This window comes from Pantoea sp. PSNIH1 (genome assembly GCF_007680655.1).
In the GTDB taxonomy this organism is placed as follows: domain Bacteria; phylum Pseudomonadota; class Gammaproteobacteria; order Enterobacterales; family Enterobacteriaceae; genus Pantoea; species Pantoea eucrina.
The window spans coordinates 1258268-1281824 of sequence record NZ_VEIP01000001.1 but is presented as its reverse complement, the minus strand read 5'-3'; the positions used below and the strand labels follow the sequence as shown (position 1 = coordinate 1281824).

Sequence of the window (23557 nt, the reverse complement as noted above, 5' to 3'; positions counted from 1 at the left end):
CTTAAGACATCAGGCCGGCGTCAGCCATTTGTTCACGGTAAGATCGTCCAGCTGCGCAACGCGCCCCTGCGCCACATTACGTCCGCGGTGCAGCAGCAGAAAGTAGTCGGCGACGCGGCGTATAAACGAGACGTGCTGCTCCAGCAGCAGGATGGTCAGGCCATATTCCCGGTTGAGCCGCCGGATCAGGTTGCCCGTCTCCTCCTCCAGCCACGGCGACATCGTACCGGAAGGCTCATCGAGGATCAGCAGGCGCGGTTTCAGTACCAGCGCGCGCGCCAGTGCCAGCTGCTGCTGCAGATTAACCGGCAGCTCACCGCTGCGCTGATGGCGCAGTGAATAGAGCGCGGGAAACAGCTCAAACACCATCTCCGGAATGGCGCGGTTGCGCTCATCTTCAGCCGCCAGCAGGGCGATCAGCAGATTGTCCTCAACGCTCATCTGCGTAAAGATATGGCGCTTTTGCGGCACATATCCGATGCCCATCCGCGCCCGCTGCACGGCGGGCTGCAGCAGCAGGTTCTCCGGCGGATAGCCCGCCTCCTGCCAGCAGATAGAGCCGCTGTTGACCGGCAGATGGCCCATAATGCAGTTTACCAGCGTGGTTTTCCCCATCCCCGGACTGCCCAGCACGCCGGTGCAGGATCCCGGAGGCAGATCAAGATCGACATCCCACAGAATCTGATTCTGGCCATAAAACTGATTCACCGAACGTAAACTCAGCATCTGATCTTCTCCTTACAGATAGTTAGCCTGAATGCACCCGCTCTGTGTCGTCTGGCATGCAGTGACAGATTAAGTAACGCGGTGGTATCAGACATCAGGGCGTCCCTGTTAAACCTGAATGTTCTGCCGCCGGAAAAGAGATGCAATCAACGGGCCAGATCGATAATCCTGCGTTTCTGGCGTTATTAAATGCCCGTAATTGTGCCTTACACATCAGGAAAGCTTAACTGTGAAAAGGGGTGATTAAGCTTCTGCACTTTGACGGTGCTGATTACTAAGCTTTTCTGGTGCATCTGTTCATTAATAAGGCAGCGGTCCAGTGCAGGAAAACAGCGCAGCCCAGGCGTGGCGGCGCTGTGGAATCAAAAAAGAATAGTTAATTGCGCCATCCCTGCTGGAAAAATAATCATAAAAAAAATTTTTTTGTTGGGGCAGAAGAGGGCGGGATTTTTTATACACAGCCTGCGGGCTCGGGGCTGGCTTCACTTATCCACTATTCCTGTGGATAACCTTGTGCATTAGCGACTGAAAACCGGGCGCAAGCGAGGAAATACGCGGCCTGGATACATTATGCTGCGAAACTGGGCTTTTGGTCTATTTTCATTAAATTCAGTATGTTATCTAAAAGCAAGCCTGTAAAACTCCGGCTGAAGTTTACCGCTGCATTTTAATGACGTTCTCTTGACAATTGTTAAAAGCCCGGCCCGCCTGGGGATAACCTGGCGCGACATATTTTAGCCAGCTGCCGCTTTAGTGCCTCTGAAGCGGCGCCACGGGCAGCAGGACCATCGTGACGTTTATCTGTAAATATATCCAGTGTTTTTTTCTGGCAAAATCGCCATAGCAGAGTAGAATTATCAGCCTGCCAGCCCTTTTCTTCAGCAGGAATTCTGAAATCATGAGCAAAGTCTTTAAACTCAACTCCGCCTTTAAGCCTTCAGGCGATCAGCCTGAAGCGATCCGCCGTCTGGAGGAGGGGCTGGAAGATGGCCTTGCGCATCAGACCCTGCTCGGCGTAACGGGATCGGGCAAAACCTTTACCGTTGCCAATGTGATTGCCGATCTCAACCGGCCGACGATGGTGCTGGCGCCTAACAAAACGCTGGCGGCGCAGCTCTATGGTGAGATGAAAGAGTTTTTCCCGGATAACGCGGTAGAATTTTTCGTCTCTTACTATGACTACTATCAGCCTGAAGCCTATGTGCCGAGTTCTGACACCTTTATCGAAAAAGATGCGGCGGTGAACGAGCACATTGAGCAGATGCGCCTCTCCGCCACCAAAGCGATGCTGGAACGACGCGATGTCATCGTGGTCGCGTCGGTCTCGGCAATTTATGGTCTGGGCGATCCCGATCTCTATCTGAAAATGATGCTGCATCTGACGCGCGGTATGATCATCGATCAGCGCAGTATCTTACGGCGTCTGGCTGAGCTGCAGTATGCGCGTAACGATCAGGCGTTTCAGCGCGGTACGTTCCGCGTGCGCGGGGAGGTGATCGATATCTTCCCGGCGGAGTCCGACGATATGGCTCTGCGGGTGGAGCTGTTTGATGAAGAGGTTGAGCGGCTCTCACTATTTGATCCGCTTACCGGACAAATTGAGTCAGTGATCCCGCGCTTTACCATCTATCCCAAAACGCACTACGTTACGCCGCGCGAGCGCATCCTGCAGGCGATGGAAGAGATCAAAGATGAGCTGGCCCTGCGCCGTAAGGTGCTGCTGGAAAACAACAAGCTGCTGGAAGAGCAGCGCATTACGCAGCGCACCCAGTTTGACCTGGAGATGATGAACGAGCTGGGTTACTGCTCGGGGATTGAGAACTACTCCCGCTATCTCTCGGGACGCGGACCGGGTGAAGCGCCGCCGACCCTGTTTGACTATCTGCCGGCCGATGGTCTGCTGGTGGTGGATGAGTCGCACGTTACTATTCCGCAGATTGGCGGCATGTATCGCGGCGACCGCGCGCGTAAAGAGACGCTGGTGGAGTACGGCTTCCGCCTGCCGTCCGCGCTGGACAACCGTCCGCTTCGGTTTGAAGAGTTTGAGGCGCTGGCCCCGCAGACCATTTATGTCTCCGCCACGCCGGGTAAATATGAGCTGGAAAAATCGGGCACGGAAGTGATCGATCAGGTAGTGCGTCCGACAGGTCTGCTCGATCCCATTCTTGAGGTGCGCCCGGTCGGCACACAGGTGGATGATCTGCTCTCTGAAATCCGCAAACGCGTGGAGATCAACGAACGCGTGCTGGTGACGACGCTGACCAAGCGTATGGCTGAAGACCTCACTGAATATCTTGAAGAGCATGGTGAGAAGGTGCGCTATCTGCACTCTGATATCGATACCGTTGAGCGCATGGAGATTATTCGCGACCTGCGCCTGGGCGAGTTTGACGTGCTGGTAGGGATTAACCTGCTGCGTGAGGGACTTGATATGCCGGAGGTCTCCCTGGTGGCGATTCTCGACGCCGACAAAGAGGGCTTCCTGCGTTCAGAACGCTCCCTGATCCAGACGATTGGTCGTGCAGCGCGTAACGTGAACGGCAAAGCGATTCTTTATGCTGATAAAATCACGCCCTCTATGGCACGCGCGATTGAAGAGACAGAGCGACGTCGCGAGAAGCAGGAGCGCTACAACACCGAGCACGGCATTGTGCCGCAGGGGCTGAATAAGAAGATCACGGATATTCTTGAGCTGGGCAAAAACGTGGTGAAAACGCGCGGCAAAGGCAAAACGGCCACGCGCACGGCAGCAGAGAATGATGCTGATTACCTGGCGCTTACGCCACAGGCGATGCAGAAGAAAATTCACGAACTGGAAGCGCAGATGCAGCAGCATGCGCAAAACCTGGAGTTTGAAGAAGCCGCCAGCCTGCGCGACCGGCTGCATGAGCTGCGCGAACTGTTTATTGCCGCCTCATAACCACCAACCCGTGCCGCATTCCGCAGGAGCCGCATTACACAGCGGCCGCATTCCGTAGAGGGCCGCATTCATGCGGCCCTGGCGTATTCATGCGGCCCTGGCGTATTCATTCACCACCGGATTTGTACGCAACCAGGGCGCCATGAATGGCGCCCCTACGTTTATTCCGCGAATTCATACGCGACCAGGGCGCCATAAATGGCGCCCCTACACCAATATCTGTAGGGGCCGCATTTATGCGGCCCTGGCGTATTTATGCGGCCCTGGCGTATTTATACGGCTGGCGGCTTTAAAGCGCCTGGATGGCGTGCTCCAGCGCCAGGCGCAGAAGCTGTCGATCGTGGCGATAACGGATATCTTCAGCTTCCAGCGGCTCCTGCACAATAATGCGCTGCGCCAGACCCTGCGTGTCGGCAGTCGGGCTGATCACTACGGCATCAATAACCCGTTTACCAATCGCCTGCTCCATAATGGCCAGCTTATCTGCCACGCTAAGACGGGCGGCTGCCGGGCTAAGCTCGCGGCCAAGATTGCCAATAAATACCATCGTAGCGGGCGTACGCCGCAGCGCGCGCGCCATCTCTTCCATCAGCAAAATCGGCATCAGGCTGGTATAGAAACTGCCCGGGCCAATCAGGATCAGATCGGCTTCAGCCACGGCGTCCAGCGCTTCGCGGGTGGGATTAACCGCCGGATGCAGCATCAGCGCCTGAGGCGCCTGACGCATCTCATCAATCGCGGTTTCGCCATACACCATGTTGCCTTCTGCATCCTGCGCGACCAGATCAACCGGCTGCTCTGACATCGGGATGAGAAACGCATCAACCTTGAGCAGATTGCGGATAATGTTAATCGCTTCCAGCGGACGCACGCTGAGATGATCCAGCGCTTTCAGGATCAGGTTGCCAAGATTGTGGCCCGCCAGTTCGCCGTTACCGGCAAAACGGTATTCAAACATCGCGGAAGCGACGCTGGGCTCGGTGATCAGCTGATTAAGACAGTTGCGCATGTCTCCCCAGGCGATCCCCCCCTCTGAACGGCGGATACGTCCGGTGGAGCCGCCATTGTCCGTGGTGGTCACTATACCGGTGAGTCGCGAGCCCAGCGGCGCCAGCGCTGACATGACGCGGCCCAGGCCGTGTCCGCCGCCCAGTGCCACCACGCGATCTAAATCTGCCAGCGTTCGATTCATGCTGCTCCTTATCGGTCCACTGCGCTGAAAGCCAATTCTTTGCTGCCGGGGGCAGCGTCATGTGGCGCAGTTTAGCCTATTCTGCTGCGATAATGCCGCGAAAAATCGTTATATATCATGTTATACAACGCACGCAGTGACTGGCTGACTGACGCAAAGCGCGCTACCATCCAGAGACCGCGTTGTCCTCAATGACAACAAACTCCCAAGCCTTGCGCGCCTAAGTCAAATGATAGGGCCGCCTGGCCGCAGCGTCATGCTGCCAGGGTGCAGAAAGAAATGCCTGCATCTCCCGACTTTGGAAAGGTGTTAAGGTGCCACAATTTACAGATGCCTGGGCGCGCAGCTTCTACTATTTGCGCCTGTCGATCACGGATGTATGTAATTTCCGTTGTACTTACTGTCTGCCGGACGGCTACAAGCCTGGCAGTACCCGCAACAAAAGCTTTCTCTCGCTGGATGAGATCCGCCGGGTGACCCGCGCCTTTACCGCGGCGGGAACGGAGAAGATCCGGCTTACCGGCGGTGAACCCTCGATGCGTCGCGACTTTACCGACATCATCGCTGCCGTGCGTGAAAACGCCGCGCTGCGACAGATTGCGGTGACCACCAACGGCTATCGCATGGCGCGTGACGTACAGTCATGGCGCGATGCAGGGCTGACGCACATCAACGTCAGCGTGGACAGCCTGGATGCGCGGCAGTTTCATGCCATCACCGGACAGAACAAATTTGCTGAGGTCATGGCCGGTATCGACGCCGCATTTGACGCCGGATTCGAAAAAGTCAAAGTTAACAGCGTGCTGATGCGTGATGTTAACAGCCAGAGTCTGGATACGTTTCTGGCCTGGATCCGCACGCGTCCGATTCAGCTGCGTTTTATTGAGCTGATGGAAACCGGTGAAGGGGGCGATCTGTTCCGGCGTCACCATATCTCCGGTGAGGTGATCCGCGACCGGCTGATCGTGCAGGGCTGGCAGCGGCAGCCGCGCGGCCGCAGCGACGGGCCGGCACAGGTATTTCGTCATCCCGACTATCAGGGTGAGGTCGGCCTGATTATGCCTTATGAAAAAGATTTCTGCGCCAGCTGCAACCGGCTGCGCGTCTCGGCCACCGGTAAACTGCACCTCTGCCTGTTTGGCGACGGTGGGGTAGAGCTGCGCGATCTGCTCGCCTCCGATGCACAGCAGGACGAGCTGCAGGCGCGTATCGCCCATAGTCTTGGCCAGAAAAAGCAGACCCACTTTCTGCATCAGGGCCAGACCGGTATTACGCAAAATCTCTCTTTCATTGGTGGCTAAACACAGGAGTTACAGCCATGGCTAAACCAACCGGCGAATTTACCGCTCTGACTGCCGCGGTGCTGACCATATCCGACAGCCGCGATGCGGCGAGTGACACCTCAGGAGACTATCTGCGTGAGGCGCTGGCGGACGCGGGGCATCAGGTGGTGGATCACGCTATTCTGCCTGACAATCGCTACCGCATTCGCGCCACGGTATCGCGCTGGATCGCCAGCGACGATATCCAGGTGGTGATTGTGAACGGCGGCACCGGCTTTAACAGCAAAAACAGTACGCCGGAAGCGCTGCTGCCGCTGTTTGACCGCGAAATTGACGGCTTTGGCGAACTGTTCCGTATGTTCTCGTATGAAGATATCGGCAGCGCAACGCTGCAGTCGCGTGCCGTTGCCGGCCTCGCCAATCAGACCCTGATTTTTGCCCTGCCAGGCTCCACCAGCGCCTGCCGCTGCGGCTGGGAACGTATCATCGCCGATCAGCTGGATGCGCGCACCCGGCCCTGTAATTTTGTCTCTCATCTGAAGAAAGTCACTGTATGAATCAGTTAACGCATATTAACGCCGCTGGCGAAGCCCACATGGTTGATGTCTCCGGCAAAAATGAAACCGTGCGCGAAGCGCAGGCGGAGGCGCTGGTTTTGATGTCACCTGCCACGCTGCAGATGATCATGGAAGGCAGCCATCATAAAGGCGATGTCTTTGCCACGGCCCGTATCGCCGGCATTCAGGCGGCAAAGCGCACCTGGGAGCTGATACCGCTCTGTCATCCGCTGATGCTGAGTAAAGTGGAAGTGACGCTGGAAGCGGAACCGGCGCAGAGCCGGGTACGCGTCACCGCGCGCTGCCGCCTGACCGGTAAAACCGGAGTGGAGATGGAGGCGCTGACGGCCGCTTCCGTGGCGGCGCTGACCATCTACGACATGTGCAAAGCGGTGCAGAAAGATATCGTGATTGACCAGCTGCGCCTGCTGAGCAAAAGCGGCGGGAAGTCAGGTGACTTCAGGGCGGTCAGCCATGATTAAAGTCCTGTTTTTTGCCCAGGTGCGTGAGCTGAGCGGCACCAGCGAACTGACGCTGCCGGAAGCCTATCCTGACGTGGCGGCACTGCGTGCTGCACTGGCGCAGCGCAGCGACCGCTGGGCGCTGGCGCTGGAATCGGGCAGGCTGCTGGCCGCAGTCAATCAGACGCTGGTCCCCATGACGCATCCGCTGCAGGCGGGTGATGAAGTGGCGTTTTTCCCGCCGGTCACCGGAGGTTAACCATGACAACCCGTATTCGCGTTGGCCCCGAGCCGTTTGATACCGGGGCTGAATACCGGCTGCTGGCCGCAGACGATCGGGATGGCGCTATCGTTACCTTCACCGGTAAAGTGCGCAATCATAACCTCGGCGCCGACGTAGCGGCGCTGACGCTGGAGCACTATCCGGGTATGACGGAAAAAGCGCTGGCGGAAATCGCTGAGGCTGCCCGGCAGCGCTGGCCATTGCAGCAGATAACAGTGATCCATCGCGTGGGTGAACTCTTTCCCGGTGATGAGATAGTGCTGGTGGGCGTCAGCTGCGCACACCGCGGCAGCGCATTCGCAGCCGCAGAATTTATTATGGATTATCTTAAAACCCGTGCGCCGTTCTGGAAGCGCGAAGCCACCCCGGAGGGGGATCGCTGGGTGGATGCGCGTGACAGCGACCATCAGGCAGCGGCGCGCTGGGAGTAATAACGGACAGGGCGGAGGCCGGGAGCCTCGCGCCCGCAACGTGCCTGAAGCACGCATTTTTTTATCAGGGAGCAGGATGAAACCAACCTTCTTACGCCGCGGCGCGCTTCTGCTGACCGCGCTGATCGTGGCCGGCTGCAGCAGTAAAAAAGAGCCGCAGGCGCCGGCGCGCCAGCCCGCAGATGTTAAAGCGCAGATTGAGCAGCTGCTGCCCGGGTACGTGACGCAAAAATCAGCCTGGGCTGATGACATCTATACCGCTTTCCGTGTCCAGCAGCTCGATACGAGCGCCAGCAATCTGTGCGCGGTGATCGCCGTCGCCGGGCAGGAGTCAAATTTCAGCGCCGATGCTGAGGTGCCCGGGCTGCCAAAAATTGCCTGGGGGGAGATTGACCGGCGCGCGGCAAAGCTGCACATTCCGGCATTTCTGGTGCGGACTGCGCTGCTGATCAAATCCTCCAATGGTGAAAGCTACGCCGCGCGGCTGGACAAGGTGCGCAGTGAAAAGGAGCTGAGCGCCATTTTTGATGATTTTATTGATATGGTGCCGATGGGGCAGACGCTGTTTGGCAGGCTGAACCCGGTACACACCGGCGGGCCGATGCAGGTAAGCGTTGCCTTTGCCGAGGCGCATGCGCAGGGCTACCCGTATGCCATCGATGGTTCGATCCGGCGCGAGGTGTTCAGCCGGCGCGGAGGGATCTGGTTCGGCACGAAGCATCTGCTGGGCTATCCGGCAGACTATAGTCAGCCGCTCTATCGCTTTGCCGACTTTAACGCAGGCTGGTATGCCAGCCGCAACGCGGCGTTTCAGGCCGCGATTGCGCGCGCCAGCGGGATCCGCCTCGCGCTGGATGGCGACCTTATCAATTACGGCAGCGAGCAGGCGGGCTCGACTGAGCTGGCGGTGCGTACGCTGGGCAAACGCCTGGATATGAGCGACCGGGAAATTCGCCGCGATCTGGAAAAAGGGGATACGGCGGACTTCAGCAATACAACTTTGTGGAAACAGACCTTTATTCTGGCGGATAAAATGGCGGGCAAGCGGGTGCCGCGCGAAATGCTGCCGGGGATCAAACTGGAGAGCCCGAAAATTACCCGTAATCTCACCACCGCGTGGTTTGCCCAGCGGGTTAACAGCCGATATCAGCAGTGTATGACGCGCCGTTGAGGCGGCATGGTATACACTTCACTCTGACCCTGTAATTTCTATTTGAGAGGTGCATCATGGATCGATATCCACGTAATGATTCGTTTGTGCAGCCGGCGTCGGCCGGGCTGCAGGCCTATATGGCTCAGGTGTACGGCTGGATGACCTGCGGCCTGCTGCTCACCGCGTTTGTCTCCTGGTTTGCCGCGCGTACGCCTGCGGTCATGGAGCTGGTGTTCGCTAACCGCATTACCTTCTTTGGCCTGATCATCGCACAGCTGGCGCTGGTCTTTGTGCTGTCGGGTCTGGTCCAGCGTATGAGCGGGGCCGTGGCGACGGCGCTATTTATGCTCTATTCGGCGCTGACCGGCCTGACCATGGCGAGTATTTTTCTGGTTTACACCTACTCGTCTATCGCCAGCACCTTTTTTGTTACCGCCGGAATGTTTGGGGCGATGAGCTTTTACGGCTACACCACCAAACGCGATCTGAGCCGTATCGGCAGCCTGCTGTTTATGGCGCTGATTGGTATCGTGCTGGCGTCGCTGGTGAACTTCTGGCTGAAAAGCCCGGCGCTGATGTGGGCTATTACCTATATCGGCGTGGTGGTGTTTGTGGGGCTGACCGCCTATGACACGCAGAAACTGAAAGCGGTGGGTGAAAATATTGACGCCCGCGATAGCGAAAACCTGCGTCGCTACTCCATTATGGGGGCGCTGACGCTCTACCTCGACTTCATCAATCTGTTTTTGATGCTGCTGCGGATTTTCGGCAACCGCCGCTAAGACGCCGGCTTTATCTTTACCGGGGGCGCAGCGATGCGCCCCCGTTTTTTATCCTTCCAGCTGCGGTTACTGCTCTGCCATTTTCTGCTGATTTTTGTGTCGCAGATGCTTCGCCCGGCTCTCCAGCCAGAGATACAACACCAGCGCCAGCAGCAGCGGCAGAATAAAGTAGAGGACGCGGTAGGCAAGCAGCGCGGCGATAATTTCACCGTGTGAAGCGTGCTGTCCGCTCAGCAGGGCCAGAAACACCGCTTCCAGCACGCCGATACCCGCCGGAATATGAATAATGACGCCGGCAATACTGCTGATCAGCAGCACGCCCAGTACGATGGGATAGTCCACTTCACGCATCAGCAGCAGCCAGATAATGGTGCCCATCACCATCCAGTTTGCGCAGGAGACGGCAAACTGAAACAGCGCCATACGCAGTGAAGGCAGCTGCAGCCGCTGGCCCTTCACCGTCCACTGCCGCTTTTTCGCAAAGGCGCAGGCCCAGAGATAGACTGCCGTCAGCAGCAGCAGTGCACCACCGATGATACGCAGCGTGCCTTCACCAATAAACCAGCGCGGCGGAATCGGCACCATGCCGGAGACAAACACCACGCCGCCCAGCAAAATATAGCCAAGCCAGTTAGTGGCAATGCTCAGTGAAAAAATGCGGGTAATGGTGCTGCCTGAAAGGCCCAGGCGTGAATAGAGGCGGTAGCGCATGGCGACGCCGCCCACCCAGGTGCTGAGCGTCAGGTTAAAGGCGTAGCAGATAAACGACACCAGCATGACCTGCCGCTTCGATAGCTTATGACCGCAGTAGACGCGGCCAATCAGATCGTACAGGCCATAGGTAATATAACTGACCACCACCAGCCCGGCCGCGCCCAGCACCACATAGCGGTTGTAGCCGGTGATAACCTTGTAGACATCTTCCCAGTTGACTTTGCGCGCGTAGACCACCAGCAGAACAACGACGGCAATAAAAAAGAGCCACGTGAGAATTTTTTTCGCCAGCCGCCACTTCGGATTCTTTTTGCTCATCAGGATTTCGCTCCTTCATTATTGGCTTCCACCCGATCCTGCGTCTCCATCTCAGGCTGAACCGGAGGCGAGACCTGGGATAGCTGAGGCGTATGCGCAGGCAGCCAGCCAGCAATGGCCGGGAAGTGGCGCAGAAAGTGGAATACAATGACGCCCTTGGTTAACTGCCACCAGTTGCGCGGCGGCAGTTTGTCATCCTGGACGCGAACACAGTCGTGCTGAATCAGGCCTTCCAGATTATCGCGCAGCGTCTGGTTGAAAGCGCGGTCGTGAATGATCAGGTTAGCTTCAAGATTAAGCGACAGGCTGAGCGGATCGAGGTTACTGGAGCCGACGGTGGTCCAGTGCTGATCCTGCACCGCGACCTTGCCATGCAGTGGCCGGCGGCAATACTCATAGACCTCCACACCGCCATCCACCAGATAGTTATAGAGCAGTTCAGCCCCCACTTTTACAATCGGCATATCGGGCTCACCCTGCACAATCAGCCGCACGCGCACGCCGCGCCGGGCAGCGTTGCGCATCTCGCGCAGCAGGCGATAGCCAGGGAAGAAGTAGGCATTAGCGATAATCACGTCGCGTTTCGCTTTGCGCAGCATATCCAGATAGTGCTGCTCAATGTCGTCGCGGTGTTCATTGTTGTCGCGATAAACAAACAGCACCTGAGCGCTGCCGGGCTGGGCATTAACGGCCACATGTCTTGACGGTTTTCCCCACCAGCGGCGGGTGATCTGATCGCTGCCCATCGCCATCTGGACAAAGCGGGCGATATCGATCACCACCGGCCCCTTTACCTCCACGGCATAATCCTGTTTCGCTTCCGGACCGTAATCGGTGTTGTGCTCAGCCGAGAAATTGATGCCGCCGACAAAGGCGATCTGCTCATCGATCACCACGATTTTACGGTGCAGACGGCGAAAAAGATTGGTACGCATCCCCATGACCAGCGGGCGCGGATCATAGTAGATAAACCGAACGCCCGCCTCCGTAAGGGTATTAACAAACTCATCAGAGAGATCGGGAGAGCCATAGCCATCTACCATGACTTCGACCTTCACGCCGCGCTGTGCCGCCGCCAGCAGGTCACGGTGCAGCGCCTTACCTACGTTATCTTCAAAGAGAATAAAGGTTTCGAGCAGCAGCGTGCGCTCGGCGCGCTGGATGGCACCCGATACGCGCGGAAAAAACGCTTCGCCATTCTCCAGCAGGCGCAGCTGGTTGCCGTCACGCCAGTTGAAATTCATAGGAATATCTCCACCGCCAGCGGCGCATGATCGGACAGATGAGACCAGGGTTTGACCGGCAGCGCCCAGGGCTGGCTGACGGACGCATTACGAATATAGATACGATCAAGTCGTAAGAGCGGAAAGCGTGCCGGGAACGTGCGCGCCGGCCGGCCATTTTTCAGGCTGAACACCTCTTTCAAACCGGCACCGCGCTGCAGAAAACGGTTAGCGCGCACCTGCCAGTCGTTGAAATCCCCGGCCACGACCAGCGGTGCATCCGCTGGCAGCGCGTTGATCACATCGCACATCATCTTCATCTGCGTCAGCCGATGCTTCTCTTTCAGGCCAAGATGGACGCAAATGACATGCAGCGGCTGCGCCCGGTCGGGCAGCGTAATCTGGCAGTGCAGCATGCCGCGCTTTTCGCTGCCAGCAACAGAAATGTCGCGATTTTGATATTCAGCAATAGGAAAGCGTGACAGTATCGCGTTGCCGTGGTGGCCTTCGGGATAAACCGCGTTGCGGCCATAGGCGAAGTCGTGCCACATGGTGTCAGCCAGATACTCATAATGTGAGTTCTCAGGCCACGCTTCTATCTGTGCGGCATGAATAGCGTGGGTACCCATTACCTCCTGTAAAAAGACGATATCCGCTGATGTGGCGCGTACGGCGTCGCGTAATTCCGGCAGAATAAAACGACGATTAAACGTGGTGAAACCTTTATGGGTATTGATCGTCAGGACTTTAAATGAAAATCCTTGCGTGTTTTGTGGCATACTGCGACGCGCTCCTTTTCATCATGAATAGAACAAAGTGTAGTCTTTGTCACAAACGGGTGGTGCCAGGGCGAGAAAATTAAGGTCTTATCTGAAATTTGTTTTACATTGAGGAAATCCGTCTGGCTTCGGTCAGATACACTTGGGCGACCTGTTGGGTCTGCCAGGAGAAAAGTATGAAATGGTCTAATCGTGTTCAGATTGTTACCGGTCAAACCTGTCTGCACATCGCCACGCATTTGCTGGTGATTGCCGCACTGGTCTGGGGCTGGAAACATAAGGCACTGGTTGAAGTGAGCAGTACCCTGGTGGCAGCTTATGCAGTGGTGTTTATCTCCATGCTGGCCCTGCAGCGTAGTGCCCGTTTACGCCGTATGGGTGACACTCTGGAAGAGGTCACCACAACCTACTATTTTGGCGCAGCGATGCTGACGCTGTTCCTGATCTCACGCTTTTTCCATAACAACCTGCTGATTGGTTGCCTGGGCGTGGTCATGCTGGTGGGTCCGGCGCTGGTTTCTTTGCTGGCCAGAGAACCTGCCCCCCGCGTGGAGAAAAAGCGTAGCTGACCGCTGCGCATCCCGCCAGTCAGGGAGCCTTAAAGGCTCCCTTTTTATTGCCTGCTGCACCTCACGTCACGCAGCAGCAACCAGCGACGTGCCTGTTTTGCAGGTCGCAGTGCGCAGTGAAAGCTGGTACACTCGCCTCCTTACGCATGGTAGTTTGTGCCCTTTTCACACGCAGGCCCCCGGGGCTGCGTCATATCCCCCCTGAAAACTACATCGCGCAGCGCGATCAGGGCGGTTCGGAGTAATACACCTGCATGTCCTTTGACTCTCTCGGCTTGAATGCCGATATTTTGCGTGCGGTAGCAGAACAGGGCTATCGCGAACCGACGCCAATTCAGCGTCAGGCAATTCCCGTAGTGCTGGCTGGCCGTGACCTGCTGGCGAGCGCCCAGACCGGTACCGGTAAAACCGCCGGTTTTACGCTGCCTCTGCTGCAGCGTCTTTCTGAAAACCCTGCCGCTGCACGCGGCCGCCGCCCGGTGCGTGCGCTGATCCTGACGCCAACGCGTGAGCTGGCCGCACAGGTCGGTGAGAACGTGCGCGAATACAGCCAGTACCTGAACATGCGTTCTCTGGTGGTATTTGGTGGCGTCAGCATTAATCCGCAGATGATGAAACTGCGCGGCGGCGTTGACGTACTGGTGGCGACGCCAGGCCGTCTGCTGGATCTGGCGCATCAGAATGCGGTCGATCTCTCGCAGGTAGAAATTCTGGTGCTGGATGAAGCCGATCGCATGCTCGATATGGGCTTTATTCACGATATCCGTCGCGTCCTGGCGAAGCTGCCGGTGAAGCGTCAGAACCTGCTGTTCTCAGCAACCTTCTCCGACGAAATCAAAACGCTGGCAGAAAAACTGCTGACTAATCCGGAGCAGGTAGAAGTGGCCCGCCGCAACACCGCGTCAGAGCAGGTGTCGCAGCAGGTGCACTTTGTTGATAAAAAGCGCAAGCGGGAACTGCTGTCGCTGATGATTGGCCGTGACAACTGGCAGCAGGTACTGGTGTTTACCCGTACCAAGCATGGTGCCAACCATCTGGCTGAGCAGCTGAACAAAGATGGCATCACCGCGGCGGCTATCCACGGTAATAAGAGTCAGGGCGCCCGTACCCGCGCGCTGGCTGATTTCAAATCGGGCAGCATTCGCGTGCTGGTCGCTACCGATATCGCCGCACGCGGTCTTGATATCGAAGAGCTGCCGCACGTAGTGAACTATGAGCTGCCAAACGTAGCGGAAGATTACGTACACCGTATCGGCCGTACCGGACGCGCGGCGGCAACCGGCGCCGCGCTGTCGCTGGTCTGCGTTGATGAGCACAAGCTGCTGCGTGATATCGAACGCCTCCTGAAGCGTGAAATACCGCGCATCGCGCTGCCGGGGTTTGAGCCGGATCCGAGCATTAAAGCGGAGCCGATCCAGAATGGTCGCCAGCAGCAGCCGCGCGGTCGTGGTCAGGGGCAGGGCGGCAACGCCGGTCGCTCCGGCGGCGGTCAGCGTCAGGGCAACGGTGCGGCACGTCCGCAGAGTGAGTCGCGCGCGCCGCGTCGTCAGAGCGGTAACGGTCCGGCGACAGGTCACGCGGGCAAACCGGCACGTTCACGTCGTCCGGCTGCCAAAGGCAACGGGAACGCATAACGCGATGCGGGTGTTACTGGCTCCGATGGAGGGCGTACTGGATTCACTGGTGCGTGAACTGCTATCCGGCGTCAATGATTACGATCTCTGCGTGACTGAGTTTCTGCGCGTGGTCGATCAGCTGCTGCCGGTAAAGTCGTTCTATCGCCTCTGTCCGGAGCTGCGCCACCAGAGCCGCACGCCATCCGGTACGCGGGTGCGGCTGCAGCTGCTGGGACAGCATCCGGCCTGGCTGGCAGAAAACGCCGCCCGCGCAGCTGAACTCGGCTCGTGGGGCGTCGATCTCAACTGCGGCTGTCCGTCAAAGCTGGTTAACGGCAGCGGCGGCGGTGCCACGCTGCTGAAAGATCCGGAGCTGATTTACCGCGCCGCGCAGGCGATGCGTGCCGCCGTGCCGGATCACCTGCCGGTCACGGTTAAAGTGCGGCTCGGCTGGGATGGCAGCGATCGCCGCTTTGAAATTGCCGATGCGGTACAGCAGGCGGGGGCCAGCGAGCTGGTGGTACACGGCCGCACCAAAGAGGATGGCTACCGGGCTGAATGCATTAACTGGCAGGCGATTGGCGAAATTCGTCAGCGGCTCTCGATCCCGGTTATCGCCAACGGTGAGATCTGGAGCTGGGAAGATGCGCAGGCCTGTATGCGTATCACCGGCTGCGATGCGGTGATGCTGGGCCGCGGTGCGCTGAATGTGCCTAACCTCGGGCGCGTGGTGAAGCATAACGAGGCGCCAATGGCCTGGCCTGACGTGGTGGCGCTGCTGCTGAAGTATACCCAGCTGGAGAAGCAGGGAGATACCGGCAACTACCACGTTGCGCGCATCAAACAGTGGCTGGGCTATCTGCGTAAAGCCTACGCCGAAGCGAACGATCTCTTCAGCGAAGTGCGGACGCTGCGGGTATCTGCCGATATCGCCGCAGCGATTGAGCGCTATGCGGCGCGCCTGGTGCGCTAAGCGTTATGCGCTTCCCACAGTAAAAGCCAGCCTCCGTGCTGGCTTTTTTTTACCTTACCGGCGCTCATATCCGGGCAAATAGCGCATAAAGCACGCCCGCCAGCAGCACGGAGACCGGCAGCGTCAGGATCCAGGCCATCGCCAGGTTGCGCAGCGTGGCAAGCTGCAGGCCGGAACGGTTTGCGGCCATGGTTCCCGCCACGCCCGATGAGAGCACGTGCGTGGTGGAGACCGGCAGGCCAAACGCATCAGCTGCGCCGATAGTCGCCATCGCAACCAGTTCGGCGCTGGCACCCTGGGCATAGCTGAGATGCGATTTGCCGATGCGCTCGCCTACCGTAATGACGATACGTCGCCAGCCCACCAGCGTGCCCAGACCCAGCGCCAGCGCCACCACCACTTTTACCCAGAGCGGAATAAAGCGCGTGGCGCTGTCCAGCTCGCGCTTCACGGCGCTGAGATTGCGGGCGGTCTCTTCGGGCAGCGTTACGCTGCTGCTCTGCAGATGCCGGATACTCTCCGAAGCCAGGTACATATCGTTACGGGTATTGGTCACCGCCTGTGCCGGAATATTATTCACCGAGCCGTAGCGCCGGATCTGATCGCTGATATCACCCAGCAGCAGGCCCAGCGCCGGCAGCACCTGAGGCCGGGGCTGACGGCTGCGGACAAACTCAGTCAGTACCGTACGCGGTGCCGGCATCGCCCCGGGTGCCGGCTGCAGCGTCAGCAGCTGCTGCTCCGTGACCTGCGCCAGCGCGGCGACGCGCGGGATCTGCTCCGGCGGCAGCGACCGGTTCAGCGCATAGGCAATGGGCATCGTGCCGACCAGAATCAGCATGATAAGCCCCATGCCTTTCTGACCATCATTAGAGCCGTGTGCAAAAGAGACGCCGGTGCAGGTCAGGATCAGCAGCCCGCGGATCCAGACCGGCGGCGGGCGGGCGCTGTCGGGCGCCTGATAGAGCTGACGATTACGCACCAGCGCTTTCAGCGCCAGCAGCAGCAGAGCCGCGCAGACAAATCCCACGATCGGCGAGAGCAACAGAGCGTAGCCCACTTTCAGCGCCTGATCCCAGTCAACGCCGCTGGTGCCGCTGCGGCCATGCAGCAGCGCATTCGCTACGCCGACGCCGATGATGGAGCCAATCAGCGTATGGGATGAGGAGCTCGGCAGACCAAAATACCAGGTTCCCAGATTCCAGATAATGGCAGAGAAGAGCAGCGCATAGACCATGGCAAAGCCGTGTCCGCTGCCCGCCTGCAGAATAAGCTCGACCGGCAGCAGCGAAATAATGCCAAACGCCACCACGCCGCTGGAGAGCAGCACGCCAAGAAAGTTGCAGATGCCGGACCAGACCACCGCCACGCCGGGCGTCAGAGAATGGGTGTAGATCACCGTGGCTACGGCATTGGCGGTGTCGTGAAAGCCATTCACAAATTCAAATCCCAGCGCAATCAGCAACGCCAGCGTCAGCAGCACAAAGGGCGTATAGGTGGTGACCACCGCGCCGGTTTCCGCCACATCGTTAAACAGGTTAACCCCGGTAAAAATCAGCCCTGCGGCCAGCAGCAGCAGAAACAGTATGCGGGAGAGCGGACCGCTGCCGCGCTGCAGATCGGGACGTCCGCGCGCCGCCGGTAAACTGGTTTCAGCCATGACACACCCCATTGATGACCGGATGCACCCACCGCATCCGCTACTGGCAGTGTGATACGCCTGCAGTGTGACAGAATGATGATGACAATAAAAAAGCCAGCCCGGAGGCTGGCTTTTCTGACAGCATCAGAATGTTATCAGAGGCTGTTGCTGGTCGCGGGCTGCGCCTGATCGACTGGTGCCGGCTGCTGTTCTGCCTGCGGTTGTGCAGCAGGCTGATCGGCTGGCGGTGCAACGGCCGTTGCGCCCTGCGGCGTCATCGGTTCCTCTTTTGGCATTGCATCAGCCGATTCCTGCACGGCAATTGCTGCCGGCTGCGCATCATCGGCCTGACCGTTGATTTTGGTCGGCATACCGCTGCGTGCCTGGATGGCGTTGTTGACCGCATCCTGACGGGTGCTGGCGTCAGCAACCACTTTTGTCACGGCTGACGTCAGATTGATCGGTACCAGCTCACGCGAGTTGAACTGCTCTTCCGTGGTGGAGAGCGGGTTGTGCACCTCAATCCAGCGTGAACCATCCGGCTCAACGGTCGCTTTAACCGGCTGATCGATAAACTGAACGCGGGTGCCGACCGGCACGTTATCAAACAGCCATTTGATATCGTCGGCACGCAGGCGGACGCAGCCGTGGCTGACGCGCAGGCCGATACCGAAGTTGGCGTTAGTCCCGTGAATGGCATACAGACGACCAATATAGAGCGCGTGCAGCCCCATCGGGTTATCCGGGCCAGCCGGGAAGACGGCCGGGATGCTTTCGCCGCGTGCCGCATATTCAGCGTGCATCGCCTTGGTTGGCGTCCAGGTCGGACCCGCTTTTTTACGCTCTACTTTGGTGGTCCAGTTTACCGGAGTATCTTTACCCAGCTCACCGATACCGATAGGCAGCACGACCACGGTCTTTGTGCCTTTCGGGTAGTAGTAGAGACGCATCTCAGCGCTGTTGATCACGATGCCTTCACGCGGTGCGTCAGGCAGGATCAGCTGCTGTGGGATCACCATTTTGCTGCCCGCTTTAGGCAGATAAACGTCAACGCCGGGATTCGCTTCCAGCATATTGCTGAGGCCCATCTGGTACTGAGCCGCAAAAGCTTCCAGCGGAAGTTTACTCTCTTCCGGCACGGTGATTTCAATATTTTCGCCAATCAGGCGGCTATTCGCTGCAGGAAGCGGATAGACGACAGCAAAGGCTGACTGGCTGAAAGCGGCCAGGGCAAGAGCTAGTGAAGCGAACGCGCGAATGCTTTTTTTCATGTTTTTACAAGTCGTTATGGCCGTGTTTCAGGCTTGTCAGTGTATCGAACCCATCGTGGTCGGTGTGACCCGCTGCGCATTATATGTGCATTGCCGCGGCGATGGGAATGATGATTTTTACTGCCTGAAGATACTTTACGCAAAAAGTCCTTCTTCACAGATAAATCTGTTGGCGCAATGACCCAAATTGTGAATAGTCAGGGCTGCCAGAGCGTGACTTCACCGCTGAGTTTCCGGTTAAGAAAAAAGGCGGCACTGATCAGCGCCAGGTGGCTCAGCGCCTGCGGAACGTTGCCCAGGGCATAGCCGCGCTCGGTAAACTCTTCGGCATACAGACCCAGCGGGTTGGCATAGCTTAGCAGCTTCTCAAACTCAAAATGCGCCTCCTGCACCCGGCCGGCGCGCGCCAGGCACTCTACGTACCAGAAAGAGCAGGCGACAAAAGAGCCTTCGCCGCCGGCCAATCCGTCAGCCGGTGTTTCGCTGATATTATAGCGCCGTACCAGACCATCGCTGACCAGGTTAGCCTTGATGGCATCCAGCGTGGCCAGCCAGTCGGGGTCGGTGGAGCTGACAAAGCGCACCAGCGGCATCAGCAGCATTGAGGCATCCAGAGCGGTGCCGCCGCGCGTCGCAGTGAAATGCCCCAGGTCGGCGTTCCAGAAGTTCTGCCAGATATCGTCGCGGATCTCGCTGCGCACCCGGTCCCAGCGATCGTAAGGCATCGGCAGTGAACGCTTCATGCCCAGCCGCAGCGCGCGATCCAGCGCCACCCAGCACATCAGGCGCGAGTGGAGAAAATGCTCCGGCTCACCGCGCATCTCCCAGATGCCGGCGTCCGGCTGGTTCCAGTTGTCGCAGACGTAATCAATCATGCTGGAGACGTGCAGCCAGCCGCGGTGGGAGATGGCGTCGCCATATTTGTTGGCCAGATAGATGGCGTCCATCAGCTCGCCATAAATATCAAGCTGCGTCTGACGCCACGCGTCATTACCGATGCGAACCGGCCGTGAATCGGCGTAGCCAGAGAGGTTCAGCAGTTCGCTTTCATGCAGTTCGGTGCCGCTATCGAGACGATACATCACCTGCAGATGCGGCGTGTCGTCATGGCTGTGTTCAACGCAGCGGCCGACCCAGCGGGTAAAATCGTGCGCCTCCTCTACATAGCCAAGGCGCATCAGCGCATACATGCTGAACGAGGCGTCGCGGATCCAGGAGGCGCGGTAGTCCCAGTTGCGCTCGCCGCCCAGCTCCTCCGGCAGGCCAAAGGTGGCGGCGGCGGCGATCGAACCATGTTCATGTGAGGTAAGCAGCTTCAGCGTCAGCGCTGAACGCGTCACCATTTCACGCCAGCGCCCCTGATAGGAGCTGTGATTGCTCCAGCGCAGCCAGTAATCGAGCGTATCCTGAAAGCAGCGCGCCGTTGAGATGGTTTCAACGTGCGGATCGTCATCGTTGCCAAAGACAAACTCCGCGTGTTCGCCACTCTGCAGCGTAAATTCCGCTACCGCCGCCTGATTTTCGCAGCGCAGCGGCAGCGTGGCGCTCAGGCGCAGCGCGGGCTGCCCCTCCGCCAGAAAGGCCACGCCGCTTTCACGCATTTCAGCGCGCGTCTCAGCCCGGGCGTAATCGTGACGCGGCGCGCAGACCAGCTGAAAAGTGGCGGTGCCGCGCACCATTTTTACCCGACGTACCAGCCGCGGGACTTTGCTGCTCTCGTCGCAGATCGGCATATAGTCGGTGATCTCCGCCACCCCCTCATCGGCCAGCCAGCGGGTCTGCAGAATATTGGTATCAGGCAGGTAGAGCTGCTGGCGACGCGCCTGTGGCCAGTCAGGCGCAAGGGTAAAACGGCCCGCCTCTTCGCTGTCGAGCAGCGCCGCAAAGACAGAAGGGCTGTCCAGCTCTGGCCAGCAGAGATAGTCGATAGTGCCGTCGTTTGCGATCAGGGCGCAGGTGCGCAAATCGCCGATTACGCCGTGGTCATCAATTCTGCGTTTAATTTTGCTCATCCCGCCTCCGGTACCTTATCTGACTGTTAACTATAGACGAAACGGCTGGCCGGGCAGCGCCGTGGCACGGATGGATAACTTCTGTACTGAAAAATCGTTAACAGCGAGGAGAGCGTGTGATGGCGGATTCACTCTGGCGAATCCGCAGTTCAAAGGCTACCACAGTTAACCGGCGCGGCGGTGGTTCCAGCGGCGGATCAGATAGCGTAAGACAATACCGGTGACGATAGCCGCCGCCAGCCAGACCAGATGTTTAAGATGCTGATCGAGCTTATGCAGCCAGGGCGCAATGATTTCGCCGGCAAAATAGCCCAGCGTGACAAAAATCAGCGCCCAGAGCGCAGCACCGATAACATTAAGCACAAAAAAGCGCAGCGGCTTCAGACGGCTGGTGCCGATGATAATCGGCCCAATCAGGCGAAAACCGTACATAAAGCGCACGCCGATAACAAACAGGCTGGGACGCTTCTGGATCAGACGGTTAGCTTTGCCAATCGTCGCCTGATGTTTACTGAAGCGGCGCAAAATGCGCGTACCGTAGCGGCGGCCAAGCCAGAACAGCAGCTGGTCACCAATGATGCCGCCTGCCATCGCCGCCAGCACCACGCCGCCGTAGTGCAGCAGCCCCTCATGCGCCGCCACGCCGCCCAGCAAGGTAAAGGTTTCCCCTTCGGCAATACAGCCAATCATCAGGGCCAGATAGCCATACTGGGTGATTAATCCATTGATATCGAGATGCAATTTTTTCTCCCTGGACAGAACAGACACCTGAGCAGTGTAGCTGCAGGCGGCTTTTTTTGTGCAGCGGGCCGCAAAAACAGGCGCGCTGGTTATACTTGAAGAGACGCTGCCTGTCGGAGTCTGACTGAATGCTAAAGGGGCGGCCCACTGCATCAGAGGAGTGATTTTATGAATCATGTCTGGGGTCTTCTGGCGCATCCGAATCAGGAAATGCGCCATATCAAGCAGGAAAACGAAAGCGTTTCACATCATTACACGCATCACGTGCTGCTGATGGCAGCGATACCGGTTATCTGCGCCTTTATCGGCACGACACAATTTGGCTGGAATCTGGGCGACAATCGCTTTATTCAGCTCAATCTGCTCACTGGCCTCGGTCTGGGTATTCTCTTTTATCTGTTAATTCTGGGTGGCGTCGCGGTAATGGGGCGGGTCATTCACTGGATGGCGCGCGACTATCCGCAGCGTCCCGGTATTCAGCGCTGTACCGTGTTCGCCGGCTATGTCGCCACGCCGCTGTTTCTCAGCGGTCTGGTCGCACTTTATCCGCTGGTATGGCTCTGCGTACTGGCGGGTGCCGTGGCGCTGGTCTACACCGGCTACCTGCTCTATGTCGGCATCCCGGTGTTTTTGAATATCGACCGCGAAGAGAGCATGCGCTTCTCCGGTTCAACGCTGGCGATAGGGGTACTGGTATTTGAAGTGCTGCTGGCGCTGACGGTTGTGCTGTGGGGCTATGGACCAAGGCTGTTCTGATTTCCCTGCTTTTTTCTGAGGCCGCACATAACTGCGGCCTTTTTAACGCCCGGAAACAATCTCACTAAGAAATTTGCCGCATTTGCGCGTATTATGCCGCTGCCAGCCCGCACCCTGACAGGCCTGATGCGGGCGGCCTGTGGAGCTTTCACAGCGCAAAACTCCTGATCGGATCTCACTGACACGATGTCTGTTAAATTACCTGTTTCTCTGCTGTCGCTGGCGCTGTTTATGACGGCCCCGGCGGCGGTAACACCTGTACTGGCTGCACCGGCCGCGCTGTCGGGTCTGGCACCGCTGGCCCAGCCGCAAATCGCCTCCGGCAGCGCAATGATTGTTGATCTCGATACCGGCAAGGTGCTGTTCTCCAGCCATCCTGACCGCGTGCGGCCTATCGCCTCCATTACCAAAGTGATGACGGCGATGGTTGTGCTGGATGCAAAGCTGCCGATGGATGAGATGCTTTCGGTAGATATCAGCCAGACGCGCGAGATGCGCGGCGTGTTTTCGCGCGTCAAACTCAACAGCGAAATCAGCCGCCGCTCGATGCTGCTGCTGGCGCTGATGTCGTCTGAAAACCGCGCGGCGGCCAGTCTGGCGCACCACTATCCGGGCGGCTATAACGCCTTTATCCGCGCCATGAATGCCAAAGCGCGCGCGCTGGGTATGACGCATACGCGCTATGTAGAACCCACCGGCCTCTCCACGCAGAACGTCTCCAGCGCCAGCGATCTGGTTAAGTTGCTGAAAGCGACGCGTCAGTACCCATTGCTGGGCCAGCTCAGCACCACGAAAGAGCAGACGGCGGTGTTTCAGCACCCGAGCTACGCACTGCCGTTCCGCAACACCAATCACCTGGTTTACAAAGAGGGCTGGCGGATCCAGCTGACGAAAACAGGGTACACCGATGAGGCGGGCCACTGTCTGGTGATGCGTACCGTGATCAACAACCGCCCGGTGGCGCTGGTGGTACTGGATGCGTTTGGTAAATATACCCACTTTGCCGATGCTAATCGCCTGCGCGACTGGCTGGAAACCGGTAAAGCGGCCCCGGTTCCGGCGGCAGCGCTGGCATATAAAAAACAGAAAGCGGGCCTCACCACCAGCAATACGGTAGTGGAGTAACGGCGAGGGTGCGCCCGCCAGCAGGAGGGG

The 23557-nt window shown here is 58.2% G+C and carries 22 protein-coding genes and 1 riboswitch; of the genes, 13 read left to right on the top strand and 9 right to left on the bottom strand.

From position 1 onward, the window contains the following. Positions 1-9: 9 nt before the first annotated feature. Positions 10-726, bottom strand: a complete 717-nt coding sequence (locus FS690_RS05950; RefSeq protein ID WP_094112315.1) for an ABC transporter ATP-binding protein — start codon at positions 724-726, stop codon at positions 10-12. Between the two features lie 898 nt (positions 727-1624). Between FS690_RS05950 and uvrB the strand changes: the two genes are divergently transcribed. Beyond that, entirely contained in the window at positions 1625-3646 is a 2022-nt protein-coding gene (gene uvrB / locus FS690_RS05945) for an excinuclease ABC subunit UvrB (protein ID WP_039383316.1), read from the top strand. A gap of 289 nt (positions 3647-3935) precedes the next feature. Here uvrB and yvcK read toward each other — a convergent pair whose 3' ends face one another. Next, positions 3936-4838: a uridine diphosphate-N-acetylglucosamine-binding protein YvcK gene (gene yvcK, locus FS690_RS05940; protein ID WP_039383318.1), complete on the bottom strand. Its 903-nt coding sequence runs from the start codon at positions 4836-4838 to the stop codon at positions 3936-3938. Positions 4839-5028: 190 nt separating this feature from the next. Further along, positions 5029-5163: riboswitch (molybdenum cofactor riboswitch) on the top strand. Here yvcK and moaA point away from each other — a divergent pair. The 7 genes from moaA to FS690_RS05905 all read left to right on the top strand — a co-directional run bounded on the left by moaA (position 5153) and on the right by FS690_RS05905 (position 9788). Continuing rightward, a complete protein-coding gene (moaA, locus tag FS690_RS05935; RefSeq protein WP_039383320.1) occupies positions 5153-6139 on the top strand; it encodes a GTP 3',8-cyclase MoaA in 987 nt (328 codons plus the stop codon). Its footprint overlaps the riboswitch before it by 11 nt. 17 nt (positions 6140-6156) lie before the next feature. Continuing rightward, positions 6157-6678 (top strand): molybdenum cofactor biosynthesis protein B, encoded by a 522-nt coding sequence (gene moaB, locus FS690_RS05930; protein WP_039383322.1) that lies wholly within the window; start codon positions 6157-6159, stop codon positions 6676-6678. Next, positions 6675-7160, top strand: coding sequence for a cyclic pyranopterin monophosphate synthase MoaC (gene moaC, locus FS690_RS05925; RefSeq protein ID WP_039383325.1), 486 nt, complete (start codon positions 6675-6677; stop codon positions 7158-7160). The genes moaB and moaC overlap by 4 nt, the downstream gene beginning before the upstream one ends. Beyond that, positions 7153-7398: a molybdopterin synthase sulfur carrier subunit gene (gene moaD / locus FS690_RS05920; protein ID WP_039383327.1), complete on the top strand. Its 246-nt coding sequence runs from the start codon at positions 7153-7155 to the stop codon at positions 7396-7398. The genes moaC and moaD overlap by 8 nt, the downstream gene beginning before the upstream one ends. A gap of 2 nt (positions 7399-7400) precedes the next feature. Then, complete coding sequence (moaE, locus tag FS690_RS05915; RefSeq protein ID WP_145339188.1) at positions 7401-7853, top strand: molybdopterin synthase catalytic subunit MoaE; 453 nt, start codon at positions 7401-7403, stop codon at positions 7851-7853. A 76-nt stretch (positions 7854-7929) separates the two neighbouring features. Then, a complete protein-coding gene (locus FS690_RS05910; RefSeq protein ID WP_108569709.1) occupies positions 7930-9024 on the top strand; it encodes a DUF1615 domain-containing protein in 1095 nt (364 codons plus the stop codon). Positions 9025-9080: 56 nt separating this feature from the next. Continuing rightward, positions 9081-9788 (top strand): Bax inhibitor-1/YccA family protein, encoded by a 708-nt coding sequence (locus FS690_RS05905; RefSeq protein ID WP_039383334.1) that lies wholly within the window; start codon positions 9081-9083, stop codon positions 9786-9788. 66 nt (positions 9789-9854) lie between these two features. Here the strand turns inward: FS690_RS05905 and FS690_RS05900 are convergent, their stop codons facing one another. The 3 genes from FS690_RS05900 to FS690_RS05890 are packed head-to-tail and all read right to left on the bottom strand — an operon-like array spanning position 9855 to position 12822. Beyond that, on the bottom strand, positions 9855-10820 hold the full coding sequence (locus tag FS690_RS05900) for a lysylphosphatidylglycerol synthase domain-containing protein (protein ID WP_108569710.1): 966 nt from the start codon (positions 10818-10820) through the stop codon (positions 9855-9857). Next, positions 10820-12064 carry a cardiolipin synthase ClsB gene (clsB, locus tag FS690_RS05895; RefSeq protein WP_039383337.1) on the bottom strand — a complete coding sequence of 415 codons (1245 nt, stop codon included), beginning with the start codon at positions 12062-12064 and terminating at the stop codon, positions 10820-10822. Before clsB ends, FS690_RS05900 begins: the two co-directional genes overlap by 1 nt. After that, a complete protein-coding gene (locus FS690_RS05890; RefSeq protein ID WP_104084682.1) occupies positions 12061-12822 on the bottom strand; it encodes an endonuclease/exonuclease/phosphatase family protein in 762 nt (253 codons plus the stop codon). Before FS690_RS05890 ends, clsB begins: the two co-directional genes overlap by 4 nt. A 176-nt stretch (positions 12823-12998) precedes the next feature. On the opposite strand from FS690_RS05890, the gene FS690_RS05885 reads away from it, so the two are divergent. The 3 genes from FS690_RS05885 to dusC all read left to right on the top strand — a co-directional run bounded on the left by FS690_RS05885 (position 12999) and on the right by dusC (position 15980). Further along, positions 12999-13391 (top strand): YbhQ family protein, encoded by a 393-nt coding sequence (locus FS690_RS05885; protein WP_039383339.1) that lies wholly within the window; start codon positions 12999-13001, stop codon positions 13389-13391. A gap of 254 nt (positions 13392-13645) precedes the next feature. Further along, positions 13646-15025 (top strand): ATP-dependent RNA helicase RhlE, encoded by a 1380-nt coding sequence (gene rhlE, locus FS690_RS05880; RefSeq protein ID WP_145339186.1) that lies wholly within the window; start codon positions 13646-13648, stop codon positions 15023-15025. Between the two features lie 4 nt (positions 15026-15029). After that, positions 15030-15980, top strand: a complete 951-nt coding sequence (gene dusC / locus FS690_RS05875) for a tRNA dihydrouridine(16) synthase DusC (protein WP_104084684.1) — start codon at positions 15030-15032, stop codon at positions 15978-15980. 64 nt (positions 15981-16044) lie between these two features. Here the strand turns inward: dusC and FS690_RS05870 are convergent, their stop codons facing one another. The 4 genes from FS690_RS05870 to FS690_RS05855 form a co-directional block, all read right to left on the bottom strand. Next, positions 16045-17640, bottom strand: a complete 1596-nt coding sequence (locus FS690_RS05870) for an inorganic phosphate transporter (RefSeq protein ID WP_104084685.1) — start codon at positions 17638-17640, stop codon at positions 16045-16047. 137 nt (positions 17641-17777) lie between these two features. Beyond that, on the bottom strand, positions 17778-18893 hold the full coding sequence (locus FS690_RS05865) for a L,D-transpeptidase family protein (RefSeq protein WP_065649793.1): 1116 nt from the start codon (positions 18891-18893) through the stop codon (positions 17778-17780). A 197-nt stretch (positions 18894-19090) separates the two neighbouring features. Continuing rightward, the gene (locus tag FS690_RS05860) at positions 19091-20905 is read right to left on the bottom strand and encodes a glycoside hydrolase family 15 protein (protein ID WP_145339185.1); all 1815 of its coding nucleotides are present in this window, start codon (positions 20903-20905) and stop codon (positions 19091-19093) included. A gap of 165 nt (positions 20906-21070) precedes the next feature. Further along, entirely contained in the window at positions 21071-21646 is a 576-nt protein-coding gene (locus FS690_RS05855) for a DedA family protein (protein ID WP_094112246.1), read from the bottom strand. 168 nt (positions 21647-21814) lie between these two features. Between FS690_RS05855 and FS690_RS05850 the strand changes: the two genes are divergently transcribed. Next, positions 21815-22402, top strand: coding sequence for a Yip1 family protein (locus tag FS690_RS05850; protein WP_039383350.1), 588 nt, complete (start codon positions 21815-21817; stop codon positions 22400-22402). Positions 22403-22588: 186 nt separating this feature from the next. Beyond that, a complete protein-coding gene (pbpG, locus tag FS690_RS05845) occupies positions 22589-23527 on the top strand; it encodes a D-alanyl-D-alanine endopeptidase (protein WP_071669009.1) in 939 nt (312 codons plus the stop codon). The last annotated feature ends 30 nt before the right edge of the window (positions 23528-23557 follow it).

Excerpts from the sequence above, each read along its gene's own strand:
- FS690_RS05950 (WP_094112315.1), bottom strand. The coding sequence starts at position 726 with ATGCTGAGTTTACGTTCGGTGAATCAGTTTTATGGCCAGAATCAGATT.
- uvrB (WP_039383316.1), top strand. The coding sequence starts at position 1,625 with ATGAGCAAAGTCTTTAAACTCAACTCCGCCTTTAAGCCTTCAGGCGAT.
- yvcK (WP_039383318.1), bottom strand. The coding sequence starts at position 4,838 with ATGAATCGAACGCTGGCAGATTTAGATCGCGTGGTGGCACTGGGCGGC.
- moaB (WP_039383322.1), top strand. The coding sequence starts at position 6,157 with ATGGCTAAACCAACCGGCGAATTTACCGCTCTGACTGCCGCGGTGCTG.
- moaC (WP_039383325.1), top strand. The coding sequence starts at position 6,675 with ATGAATCAGTTAACGCATATTAACGCCGCTGGCGAAGCCCACATGGTT.
- moaD (WP_039383327.1), top strand. The coding sequence starts at position 7,153 with ATGATTAAAGTCCTGTTTTTTGCCCAGGTGCGTGAGCTGAGCGGCACC.
- moaE (WP_145339188.1), top strand. The coding sequence starts at position 7,401 with ATGACAACCCGTATTCGCGTTGGCCCCGAGCCGTTTGATACCGGGGCT.
- FS690_RS05910 (WP_108569709.1), top strand. The coding sequence starts at position 7,930 with ATGAAACCAACCTTCTTACGCCGCGGCGCGCTTCTGCTGACCGCGCTG.
- FS690_RS05905 (WP_039383334.1), top strand. The coding sequence starts at position 9,081 with ATGGATCGATATCCACGTAATGATTCGTTTGTGCAGCCGGCGTCGGCC.
- FS690_RS05900 (WP_108569710.1), bottom strand. The coding sequence starts at position 10,820 with ATGAGCAAAAAGAATCCGAAGTGGCGGCTGGCGAAAAAAATTCTCACG.
- clsB (WP_039383337.1), bottom strand. The coding sequence starts at position 12,064 with ATGAATTTCAACTGGCGTGACGGCAACCAGCTGCGCCTGCTGGAGAAT.
- FS690_RS05890 (WP_104084682.1), bottom strand. The coding sequence starts at position 12,822 with ATGCCACAAAACACGCAAGGATTTTCATTTAAAGTCCTGACGATCAAT.
- FS690_RS05885 (WP_039383339.1), top strand. The coding sequence starts at position 12,999 with ATGAAATGGTCTAATCGTGTTCAGATTGTTACCGGTCAAACCTGTCTG.
- rhlE (WP_145339186.1), top strand. The coding sequence starts at position 13,646 with ATGTCCTTTGACTCTCTCGGCTTGAATGCCGATATTTTGCGTGCGGTA.
- dusC (WP_104084684.1), top strand. The coding sequence starts at position 15,030 with ATGCGGGTGTTACTGGCTCCGATGGAGGGCGTACTGGATTCACTGGTG.
- FS690_RS05870 (WP_104084685.1), bottom strand. The coding sequence starts at position 17,640 with ATGGCTGAAACCAGTTTACCGGCGGCGCGCGGACGTCCCGATCTGCAG.
- FS690_RS05865 (WP_065649793.1), bottom strand. The coding sequence starts at position 18,893 with ATGAAAAAAAGCATTCGCGCGTTCGCTTCACTAGCTCTTGCCCTGGCC.
- FS690_RS05860 (WP_145339185.1), bottom strand. The coding sequence starts at position 20,905 with ATGAGCAAAATTAAACGCAGAATTGATGACCACGGCGTAATCGGCGAT.
- FS690_RS05850 (WP_039383350.1), top strand. The coding sequence starts at position 21,815 with ATGAATCATGTCTGGGGTCTTCTGGCGCATCCGAATCAGGAAATGCGC.
- pbpG (WP_071669009.1), top strand. The coding sequence starts at position 22,589 with ATGTCTGTTAAATTACCTGTTTCTCTGCTGTCGCTGGCGCTGTTTATG.